Source organism: Streptomyces sp. NPDC041124, from assembly GCF_055592385.1.
This window is the reverse complement of sequence record NZ_JBVIYR010000009.1, coordinates 1-10925: the sequence shown is the minus strand read 5'-3', so window position 1 is coordinate 10925 and position 10925 is coordinate 1. Positions and strand designations below refer to the sequence as shown.

Sequence of the window (10925 nt, the reverse complement as noted above, 5' to 3'; positions counted from 1 at the left end):
GGGAGGGTGACCACATGATCGACGCGTACGAGGATCCCGGCACGCCGGACTGCCGCGGCGGTGCCCGCTATCTGTGGTGGCTGGTGCTGCGGCAGCCGGGGCGGTGCGCGGCGGGTGCCGTGTTCGGCAGTGTGTGGATGGTGCTGCTGGCGGCGACGCCGTACGCGATGTCGCGGGCGGTGGACGACGGGCTGACGGCGGGTGACATGGGGGTGCTGGCGCTGTGGACCGGCGCCCTGCTCGGGGTGAACGCCTTCAACGCGTGGCTGAGCATCATGCGGCACCGGATCATGACGCGGGTGCGGATGGACGCCAACTTCCGCACGGTGAAGGTGGTCGTGGGACACACGGTGCGGCTCGGCGCCTCGCTGGAGCGGCGCGCCGGTGCCGGGGAGGTCGTCACCATCGGGGTGGGCGACGTGCAGATGATCGCGCAGTCGCTCACGGCCGTCGGGCCGGGGGTCGGCGCGGTCGTGGCGTACGCGGTGGTGGCGGGGCTGCTGCTGTCGGTGTCGCCGTTGCTGGCGGTGGTGGTGCTGCTGGGGGTGCCGGTCATCGGACTGACCGTGGGGCCGCTGACGGGGCGGCTGCGGGGCACGGAGGCGGAGTACCGGGAGCGGCAGGGGGTGCTGACCGCGCGGATCGGCGACCTCGCCGGCGGGCTGCGGGTGCTCAGCGGGCTCGGCGGCAAGCACCTGGTCTCCGACGCGTTCCACCGGGACTCGGGGCGGCTGCGGGAGCAGGGGTACCGGGTCGGGGCGGTGACCAGCTGGATCCAGGCGCTCTCCGCGGGGCTGCCGGCGCTGTTCCTGGCGGGGGTGACCTGGATCGCGGCGCGGCTGGCCGCGCAGGGCGAGATCACGGTGGGCGAGCTGGTGTCGGTGTACGGCTACGTGGCCGTGCTGGTGTGGCCGGTGATGTTCCTCATCGAGTGCGGCTACCAGCTCAGCCGGGGCGTGGTGGCGGGCAGGCGGGTCGCGGCGCTGTTGCGGCTCGAGCCGCCCGCCGACGCGGCCACCGCCGACCCGCCGGCCGGGCCGTCCGAGCTGCACGACCCGGAGTCGGGGGTGCGGGTGCCGCCGGGCCGGCTGACCGCGCTCGTCTCGGCGCGTCCCGCCGACGCGCTCGCGGTGGTGGACCGCCTCGGCCGGTACGCGCCGTCGGGGGCCACGTGGGGCGGGATCCGGCTGGACGCGATCGCGCTCGCCCGGGTGCGGGAGCGGATCCTGGTCGCCGACCCGGAGGCCGACCTGTTCGCCGGTCCGCTGCGGGAGGTCGTGGCCGGGCCCCGGGACGCGTCCGACGAGGACGTGCTGCGGGCACTGCACGCGGCCGCCGCCGACGACATCGTGCAGGGGCTGCCCGGCGGGCTCTCCTCGGCGGTGTCCGCACAGGGACGGAGTCTGTCCGGCGGGCAGCGGCAGCGCCTGCGAATGGCGCGGGCGCTGCTGGTCGATCCGGAGGTCCTGCTGGCGGTGGAGCCGACCTCGGCGCTCGACGCGCACACCGAGGCCACGGCCGCCGACCGGCTGCGCGCGGCGCGCACGGGCCGTACGACGGTGCTGGTGACCAGCTCGCCGCTGGTCCTCGACCGGGTCGACCGGGTGCTCTTCCTGGCCGACGGCAAGGTGGTGGCGGACGGCAGCCACCGCGAGCTGCTGGACGGCGAGCCGGGCTACCGGGCGCTGGTGGCCAGGGACGCCGAGGAGAACGCCCCCGAGGAGGTACGAGGATGAGCGGGGAGCGGCTTCCCCTCGCCGGGCCCGCCGATGTGCGGCGGGCCGCCGCGGGACTGGTCCGGGCCGACCGGCGGGCCTTCGCGGGCGTCCTGGCCCTCAACGGGCTGGCGGCCCTGGCGGGGCTGGCCGGGCCCTGGCTGCTGGGGCGGATCGTCGACGAGGTGCGCGCCGGGGGCGGGACGGCGGTGGTGGACCGGCTGGCGCCGGTCATCCTGCTGTGCGCCGTCGCGCAGTTGCTGCTGTCCCGCTGGGCCCGCTACGTCGGGCACCGCTTCGGGGAGCGGACACTGGCGCGGGTGCGGGAGCGGTTCGTGGACCGCGCGCTGGCGCTGCCGTCGTCGGTGGTGGAGCGGGCCGGTACGGGGGACCTGACGGCGCGGGGCACGGCGGACGTGACCACGGTGGGGACGACCCTGCGCGACGCGGGGCCCGCGCTCCTGGTCAACGCCGTCCAGGCCCTGTTCCTGATGAGCGCGGTGCTCGTGGTGGATCCGGTGCTGGGTGCTCTCGGGCTGCTCGGGCTGACCCCGATCTGGCTGGTGCTGCGGTGGTACCTGCGGCGGGCCCGTGACGGCTACCTCGCGGAGGGGGCGGCCAACTCGGACGTGGCGGAGATCGTCGCGGCGACGGCGTCGGGCGCCCGCACGGTGGAGGCGTTCCGGCTGGAGGAGCGGCGGGTGCGGGCCAGTCGCGAGGCGCTGGAGGTCTCCCGGCGCACCCGGTTGCACACGCTGTTCCTGCGTTCGGTGTTCTTCCCGGTGGTCGAGCTGTCGTACACCGTGCCGATGGCCGGGGTGCTGCTGCTCGGCGGGTGGCTGCACCAGGGGGGCTCGGTGAGCGTGGGAGCCGTGGTGAGCGTGTCGCTGTACCTGCTCCAGCTGACCGGGCCGCTGGACGAGGTGCTGATGCGGCTGGAGCAACTCCAGTCCGGCGGCGCCTCCTTCGCCCGGGTGGAGGGTCTGGCCCGGGCTCCGCGCGCGGCGGGGCGGGGTGAGGGCCCCGACCCGGCCGGCGACCGCATCGACGCGACGGGGGTGCACTACGCGTACGACGGGGGCGTCGAGGTGCTGCGCGGCGTCGACCTGACGGTGACGCCGGGCGAACGGCTCGCCGTGGTGGGGCCGTCCGGCGCGGGCAAGACGACGCTGAGCCGGCTGCTGGCGGGCGTCGACGCGCCGACGTCGGGCACGGTGACGGTGGGCGGGGTGCCGGTGTCCGCTCTCGACCCGGAGCGGCTGCGCCGGCAGGTGGTGCTGGTCACCCAGGAGCACCACGTCTTCCTCGGGTCGGTGCGCGACAACCTGCGGATCGCCGAGCCGGAGGCGGACGACGCGCAGGTGTGGGCGGCGCTGAGCACGGTGGGCGCGGAGACGTGGGTGCGGGAGCTGCCGGAAGGACTCGACACCGTGCTCGGCGAGGGCGGCCACCCCACCGACGGCTCGCAGGCGCAGCAACTGGCCCTGGCCCGGGTGGTGCTGGCCGATCCGCACACCCTGATCCTCGACGAGGCGACCGCCCTGCTCGACCCGACGACCGCCCGGCACACCGAGCGGGCGCTGGCCGCCGTCCTTCAGGGCCGTACGGTCATCGCCGTCGCCCACCGGCTGCACACCGCGCACGACGCGGACCGGGTGGCGGTGATGCGGGACGGCCGCCTCACCGAACTGGGCACCCACGAGGCCCTCGTGGCGTCCGGCGGGGTGTACGCCTCCCTCTGGCACTCCTGGCACGGAGACCGCAAGGCCGACGTGTCCGCGACTTGACCGTTCGTATACCGAACCTTAACTCCCGGACAACGGACGATTTCCGGCCAATGTATTGACGCGCTCCTGACAGCAACCGCGATCCCCTGCCACTCTTCCCACGGCCGCTCCACAGCAACCCCACAGCTCCACCCCACGGCTCCACCCCACCGCTGGGCGGCGGCCACGGCTCAGAGCACCTCGCACTTCCGTTCTGCCCGGACGGCTCACCCGCCGGCCGGTCTCCCCAGGCCGCGCGACCCGCGGCCACGCAGAAGGAGTCAGCGTTGAGAACCAGGTCGTCCCACAGACGCACCCCCCACACCACGCACCGCCGTGCCGCCGCCGTCGCCCTCGCCGGGGTGGCCGCGCTGATCGCCACGGCCGTGCAGTCCGGCTCCGCCACCGCCGCCCCGGAGCGGGCACCGGCGGCCGAGAGCAAGGCGAAGCCGGGCTCGGAGTCGGTCAGGCTCACCCCCGCCGAGCGCGCCGCGCTGCTCCGCGAGGCCGACGCCGCCAAGGCACGGACCGCGAAGGACCTCGGCCTGGGCGCCAAGGAGAAGCTCGTCGTCCGTGACGTCCTCAAGGACCGCGACGGCACCGTGCACGTGCGCTACGAGCGCACCTACGACGGCCTTCCCGTCCTCGGCGGCGACCTGGTCGTCCAGGGCGACGCGGCCGGCCGGGCCGAGTCCGTCGTCAAGGCCACCCGCGCCGCGGTGAAGCCCGCGACCACCACCGCCACGGTGCCGGCCGCGAAGGCCGAGCAGCAGGCGCTGTCCGCGGCGAAGGCCGAGAAGGCCGAGAGCCCGGACGTCGACCGCGCCCCCCGCAAGGTGATCTGGGCGGCCGGCGGCAGCCCGGTCGTGGCGTACGAGACGGTCGTCGGCGGGCTCCAGCACGACGGCACCCCGCAGGAGCTGCACGTCGTCACCGACGCCACCACGGGCGAGAAGCTGTACGAGTGGCAGGCCGTCCACAACGGGACCGGCCACACCGTCTACAGCGGCACCGTCGACCTGACCACCACGCAGTCCGGGTCGACGTACAACCTCACCGACGGCGCGCGCGGCGGACACAAGACGTACAACCTCAACCGCGGCACCTCGGGCACCGGCACCCTGTTCTCCGGCTCCGACGACGTGTGGGGCAACGGCACCCCGTCCAACCTGGAGTCGGCCGCCGCCGACGCCCACTACGGGGCCGCCCTGACCTGGGACTACTACAAGAACGTGCACGGCCGCAGCGGCATCCGCGGTGACGGCGTGGGCGCCTACTCCCGGGTCCACTACGGCAACAACTACGTCAACGCCTTCTGGTCCGACAGCTGCTTCTGCATGACCTACGGCGACGGCTCGGGCAACGCCAACCCGCTGACCTCGATCGACGTGGCCGCGCACGAGATGACCCACGGCCTCACCTCGAACACCGCGGGCCTGATCTACAGCGGCGAGTCCGGCGGCCTGAACGAGGCGACCAGCGACATCTTCGGCGCGACCGTCGAGTTCTACGCCAACAACTCCTCCGACGTCGGTGACTACCTCATCGGCGAGGAGATCGACATCAACGGCGACGGCACCCCGCTGCGCTACATGGACAAGCCCAGCAAGGACGGCGCGTCCAAGGACTACTGGTACTCGGGCATCGGCAGCGTCGACGTCCACTACTCGTCCGGCCCCGCCAACCACTTCTTCTACCTGCTGAGCGAGGGCAGCGGCACCAAGACCATCAACGGTGTCACCTACAACTCGGCCACCTCCGACGGCCTCCCGGTCACCGGCATCGGCCGCGCCAAGGCGGAGAAGATCTGGTTCCGCGCGCTCACCACGAAGTTCACCTCCACCACCAACTACGCGGGCGCCCGCACCGGCACCCTGGCGGCCGCCGGTGAGCTGTACGGCACGACCAGCGCCGAGTACAAGGCCGTGCAGGACGCCTGGGCGGGCGTCAGCGTCGGCTCACGCCCCGGTGACGGCGGCGGTGGCGGTACGTCCTTCGAGAACACCGCCGACGTGTCGATCCCGGACTACGGCTCCGCGGTGACGTCCTCCGTCACCGTCACCGGACGGACGGGCAACGCGCCGTCCAACCTCCAGGTCGCGGTCGACATCGTGCACACCTACAGCGGTGACCTGATCGTCGACCTGGTCGCCCCGGACGGCACGGTGTACAACCTGCGCAACCGCACCGGCGGCTCCGCGGACAACATCAGCCAGACCTTCACGGTCAACGCCTCCGCCGAGACCGCCAACGGCACCTGGCAGCTGCGCGTGCAGGACCGGGCACGCTACGACACCGGCTACATCAACAGCTGGAAGCTCACCTTCCCGTAAACCGGGGACGCGTCACACGAGCGGCGCCCCGCCTTTCTCCACGGCGTGGGCGCCGCCCTACTCTTGGGTCCCATGTCTTCGGCGGACTTCACCTACGACCACGTCGGCGCGACCCGGGATCCCGGTTTCTGCCCTCCCGGCTTCCACCCCCTGCGGGTGCGCACCCGCCTAGGCGAGGGGGAAGCGGTCTTCCGGCAGGCCGCGCAGGCGCTGCTCACCTGGGAGCTGCACCGGGAGCTCGGCGTCGGCATCGAGACCGGCGCCGACCGGGCGGCCCCCGGCGTCGACGTCACCGTCACCCTCGCCGGAGTGGTCAGGGCGCCGTGCCGGGTGGTGTGGACGGTGGAGGAGTACCGCAGGGCGGGCTGGGCGTACGGCACCCTGGCCGGCCACCCGGAAAGCGGCGAGGAGGCCTTCGTGGTGGACCGCACCGGCGACGGGACGGTGTGGCTGACCGTCTCGGCGTTCAGCAGGCCGGCCCGCTGGTACTCCCGCGCGGGCGGCCCGGCCACCCGCGGCCTCCAGCACGCCTACGCCCGCCGCTGCGGCAAGGTCCTCCGCCGCCTCGCCACCCAAGGCCTCGAAGAGTCCTGACCCCGAACCCGCCGTCAGCCGCCCCTCGTCCCCCGACCCCAGCCCGCGGGCAGTCACCCGCCACCCTCCCACCCCCCAGCCCGCGGGCAGTCACCCGCCACCCCTCCCACCCCCCAGCTAGCCTGCGGGCAGCCGCCCCTCACCCCTCCCCACCCCCTAGCCTGCGGGCAGCCGCCCCTCACCCCTCCCCACCCCTAGCCTGCGGGCAGTCGTGCCGCTGGGGCGGCACGGGTGGGCGCAGGCGGCACCCAGCGCACCCACCCGCACCCACACCCACCCTCACCGCATCAACAACCCCGCCCCCTCCACCACGTCCTCCGACGGCACCGCCAGCAACCCCAGCTCCGCCCCCGAAGCCAGCAGCCGATGACTCGGCAGAATCCGCACCGTGTACCCGAACGGCCCCGTACGGTCGAGCGTCAGCGGCCCCTCGTACACCCAGCGCCCCTCCTCGTCCGCCGCCCCCACCGGCTTGAGCGGCACAGCCGCCGCGCCGGCGATCCGGTCCTCCTCGTCCACCCGCCCGGACACCGCCTGCACCTCGACGTCCTCCGGCTTCAGCCCGCCGAGCGCCACCCGCACCCGCAGCCCGAGCGTGCTCCCGAGCTCCGCCATGGCCGTCGTCACGGTCGTCTCGACGTGGTCGACGGCCACCCCGTGCCAGCCGGCCCGCACCTTCGCCTTCCACCCGGCCAGCGCCCGCGCGGACTCCGGGTCCATCGCACGGTGAGCGTGGGCCGCGGGCGCGTACAGCCGCTCGACGTACTCCCGGACCATGCGACCGGCCAGCACCTTCGGGCCCAGCAGGCTCAGCGTCCGCCGCACCATCTCGATCCAGCGGTCCGGCAGCCCGCTGCGTCCGCGCTCGTAGAAGGACCGCGTCACCCGCTGCTCCAGCAGGTCGTACAGCGCCGCGGCCTCTATGTCGTCGCGCCGCTCCGGATCCTCCCCCCCTGCCGGAAGCGTGGAGGTGCCCCCTTCCGCGCCGTCCGCGGTGGGGATGGCCCAGCCGAAGTCGGGCTGGAACCACTCGTCCCACCAGCCGTCCAGCACCGACAGGTTGAGGCAGCCGTTCAGCGCGGCCTTCATGCCGCTGGTGCCGCACGCCTCCAGCGGCCTGAGCGGGTTGTTCAGCCAGATGTCGCAGCCGGGGTAGAGCTTCTGCGCCATGGCCATGCCGTAGTCGGGCAGGAACACGATCCGGTGGCGCACGCGCGGATCGTCGGCGAAGCGGACCAGTTCCTGGATGAGCCGCTTGCCGCCGTCGTCCGCCGGGTGCGCCTTGCCGGCGATGACGATCTGCACCGGCCGCTCGGGGTGCAGCAGCAGGTCCGTCAGCCGGTCCCGGTCGCGCAGCATCAGCGTCAGCCGCTTGTACGACGGGACGCGCCGGGCGAACCCGATGGTGAGCACGTCCGGGTCGAGCACCCCGTCGATCCAGCCCAGTTCGGCGGTCCCGGCGCCGCGCTGCCGCCAGGAGGCGCGCAGCCGTTCGCGGACCTCCAGCACCAGCAGTTCCCGCAGGGAGCGGCGCAGCTCCCAGATGTCCTCGTCGGGGATGTCCGCGACGGAGTCCCAGCGGTCGGAGTCGCCGATGCTCAGCGCCTCCTCGGCGCGCTGGGTGCCGATCCGGCGGGCGCCGAGCCGGAAGACCTCGGGGGCGACCCAGGTGGGCGCGTGCACCCCGTTGGTCACGGAGGTGATGGGCACCTCCTCGGGGTCGAAGCCGGGCCACAGGCCGGAGAACATCTCCCGGCTGACCTGGCCGTGCAGCAGGGACACCCCGTTGGCGCGCTGGGCCAGCCGCAGCCCCATCACGGCCATGTTGAACAGGTCGGGCTCGCCGCCCGGGTAGGTCTCCCTGCCGAGCCTGAGGATGCGGTCGGCCTCCATGCCGGGCAGTTCGGCGTGCGGGCCGAAGTGCCGGGCGACCAGCTCGCGGTCGAAGCGGTCGATGCCGGCCGGGACGGGCGTGTGGGTGGTGAACACGGTCCCGGCGCGGACCGCCTCGAGTGCGGCGTCGAAGTCCAGCCCGCCGGCGCACAGTTCGGCGATGCGTTCCAGGCCGAGGAAGCCGGCGTGGCCCTCGTTGGTGTGGAACACCTCGGGTTCGGGGTGCCCGGTGAGCCGGCAGTACGTGCGGACCGCGCGGACACCTCCTATGCCGAGCAGCATCTCCTGGAGCAGCCGGTGCTCGCTGCCGCCGCCGTAGAGCCGGTCGGTCACCCCGCGCTCGCCGAGGTCGTTCTCCTCGACGTCGGAGTCCAGCAGCAGCAGCGGGATCCTGCCCACCTGGGCCAGCCAGATCCGGGCGTGCAGGGAGCGGTCGCCCGGGAGGGCGAGGGTGATCCGGGCGGCGGTGCCGTCGGGCTCCTTGAGCTGGTCCAGGGGCAGCTCGTTGGGGTCGAGGACGGGGTAGTGCTCCTGCTGCCAGCCGTCCCGGGACAGGGACTGGCGGAAGTAGCCGTGCCGGTAGAGCAGCCCGACGCCGATGAGGGGGGCGCCGAGGTCGCTGGCGGCCTTGAGATGGTCGCCGGCCAGGATGCCGAGACCGCCGGAGTACTGCGGCAGCGCGGCCGTGATGCCGAACTCCGGGGAGAAGTAGGCGACGGCGGCGGGCAGCCGGCCGGGCTGCGCCTGGTACCAGCGGTCGCCGGTCATGTAGGAGCGCAGGTCGTCCGCGACCGTGTCGAGGCGGTTCAGGAAGTCGCGGTCCCCGGCCAGTTCGGTGAGCCGCTCGGTCGCCGTGCTGCCGAGCAGCCGCAGGGGGTCGCCGCCGGTGGCGGCCCAGCGCTCGGGGTCGACGGAGCGGAACAGGTCGCGGGTCCCGGCGTGCCAGGACCAGCGCAGATTGCGGGCCAGCTCGCTCAGGGGCCGGAGGGGTTCGGGGAGCACGGGTCGGACGGTGAATCGACGGATCGCCTTCACAAGCCACCTCGGCGCGTTCGTGAGAGACGCGGTGTGCGTCCGGGCATCGCCACCGACAGTACCGGCGCGGGCACGGTCCGCGCGGGAGGCCGGAGGGACACGGGTACCTCCTCAGCACTGTCCAAACGATTCACCTCCGGCGGACATGGCCGATTCCGCCCTCATGGGTGCCCTTGTCGCGCTTCGCCCCGCACCGTGCGCCGTCCTCCCCCGCCTCCGGCGTCACGCAACGGTCGCCGCAGGCAACGAGGAGGGGCCGCCGTCCGGTACCCGCCGACGGGAACGGGCGGGACCGTCACCGTCCGCGCGGACGGCCGGCAGGGCAAGAATCCGGCCTTTTCCCACCGCGGTCCGCGCCGGATTCGTGCGGTCCGGGGGCGGCGATCACCTCGGTGCGGTTCCGGGCGCCACCGCGCGCGCCGCCCGCTCCGGTACGGCGACGGCACGCCCGCCCCGCACCGGCGCCCCACCTCGCCGCGCACCGTCGGCCGACCCCGGGCCAGGAGGCGAAAGCGCTGCTCAGGGAGGCGCCGACCGGGAAGGCGCCGGGGTGCGGGCCCGTCTCGCGGGACCGGCTCCTGCGGGCCCCGCCCCCGTGACGGTGCCCGCGCGCACACCTCGCGCCGGTGATCCCTGCGTGACCCTCGCGCCAGTGGGAACGAGCCCACGATGGGCCCGTCGGGCACCGCCTCCGACCCGTGCGGACGAGGCCGGTCTTGTGTGTCGACATACGCGTGAGTAGTTAACAAAGTGCCGGATTGCCCACCCGAACAGTGTGGGAAGGCTCCTGCGGGTACACCCCACAGAGACCCCGCAGGACCCACCTCCCCACAGTCATCAGCCCACCGACGTTGACGCGGACAGGAGCGGTCATGCCCGCCAAGCACCACTCGTCCTCACCCCCGGCGCACGGCGCCCCGGCACCCGTGGAGACAGCCGCCGGTACGTCCCCCGGCCGCCGTGCCGGGACCGGTCCCCCACCCGTCACCGCCCCGGCCCCCGCACCACCGTCCGGAGCCGCTCCGGCGACCGCCGTGGGACGGATACCCGTGCTGGACGTCCGCCCGATGGTCCGGCAGGGGCGCCGCCCGGCCAAGGCCGTCACCGGCGAGTCGTTCGAGATCTCGGCCACGGTGTTCCGGGAGGGGCACGACGCGGTGGCCGCCAACGTGGTGCTGAAGGATCCCGAGGGGCGTCCGGGGCCGTTCACGCCGATGCGGGAGCTGGCGCCGGGCACGGACCGGTGGGGGGCGACCGTCACCGCCGGCGAGCCCGGAGCGTGGACGTACACCGTGGAGGCATGGAGCGACCCGGTCACCACCTGGCGCCACCACGCACGCATCAAGATCCCGGCGGGCATGGACACGGAGGTCGTCCTGGAGGAGGGCGCCCGGCTGCACGAACGGGCCGCGGCCGCCGTGCCCGACCCCGCGTCGTCAGACGTGCTGCTCGCGGCCGTGGGAGCGCTGCGGGACGAGAGCCGTCCGGCGGCGTCCCGGCTGGCGGCGGCGTTGACGCCGGAGGTGGAGGCGGTGCTGGCGGGGTATCCGCTGCGGGAGCTGGTCACCAGCAGTGACCCGCTGCCGCTG

At 74.1% G+C, this 10925-nt stretch carries 6 protein-coding genes; 5 read left to right on the top strand and 1 reads right to left on the bottom strand.

Annotated features, from left to right (window positions below; genetic code table 11):
• Window positions 1-14 precede the first annotated feature (14 nt).
• From ACZ6A9_RS23835 to ACZ6A9_RS23820, 4 genes are all read left to right on the top strand, one after another.
• A complete protein-coding gene (locus tag ACZ6A9_RS23835) occupies window positions 15-1736 on the top strand; it encodes an ABC transporter transmembrane domain-containing protein (RefSeq protein WP_468988702.1) in 1722 nt (573 codons plus the stop codon).
• On the top strand, window positions 1733-3502 hold the full coding sequence (locus tag ACZ6A9_RS23830; RefSeq protein WP_468988699.1) for an ABC transporter ATP-binding protein: 1770 nt from the start codon (window positions 1733-1735) through the stop codon (window positions 3500-3502). The genes ACZ6A9_RS23835 and ACZ6A9_RS23830 overlap by 4 nt, the downstream gene beginning before the upstream one ends.
• Window positions 3503-3768: 266 nt before the next feature.
• The gene (locus ACZ6A9_RS23825) at window positions 3769-5814 is read left to right on the top strand and encodes a M4 family metallopeptidase (RefSeq protein WP_468988696.1); all 2046 of its coding nucleotides are present in this window, start codon (window positions 3769-3771) and stop codon (window positions 5812-5814) included.
• A gap of 72 nt (window positions 5815-5886) precedes the next feature.
• Window positions 5887-6408 (top strand): DUF1990 family protein, encoded by a 522-nt coding sequence (locus ACZ6A9_RS23820; protein ID WP_468988693.1) that lies wholly within the window; start codon window positions 5887-5889, stop codon window positions 6406-6408.
• A 279-nt stretch (window positions 6409-6687) separates the two neighbouring features.
• Here ACZ6A9_RS23820 and ACZ6A9_RS23815 read toward each other — a convergent pair whose 3' ends face one another.
• Window positions 6688-9336, bottom strand: a complete 2649-nt coding sequence (locus ACZ6A9_RS23815) for a glycosyltransferase family 1 protein (RefSeq protein ID WP_468988689.1) — start codon at window positions 9334-9336, stop codon at window positions 6688-6690.
• Between the two features lie 872 nt (window positions 9337-10208).
• Between ACZ6A9_RS23815 and ACZ6A9_RS23810 the strand changes: the two genes are divergently transcribed.
• A partial coding sequence (locus ACZ6A9_RS23810; RefSeq protein WP_468988688.1) for a maltotransferase domain-containing protein occupies window positions 10209-10925 on the top strand: 717 nt, incomplete at its 3' end.

Bases quoted from the DNA above. Each gene is read 5' to 3' on its own strand.
- ACZ6A9_RS23820 (WP_468988693.1), top strand. From the start codon at position 5,887: ATGTCTTCGGCGGACTTCACCTACGACCACGTCGGCGCGACCCGGGAT.
- ACZ6A9_RS23835 (WP_468988702.1), top strand. From the start codon at position 15: ATGATCGACGCGTACGAGGATCCCGGCACGCCGGACTGCCGCGGCGGT.
- ACZ6A9_RS23830 (WP_468988699.1), top strand. From the start codon at position 1,733: ATGAGCGGGGAGCGGCTTCCCCTCGCCGGGCCCGCCGATGTGCGGCGG.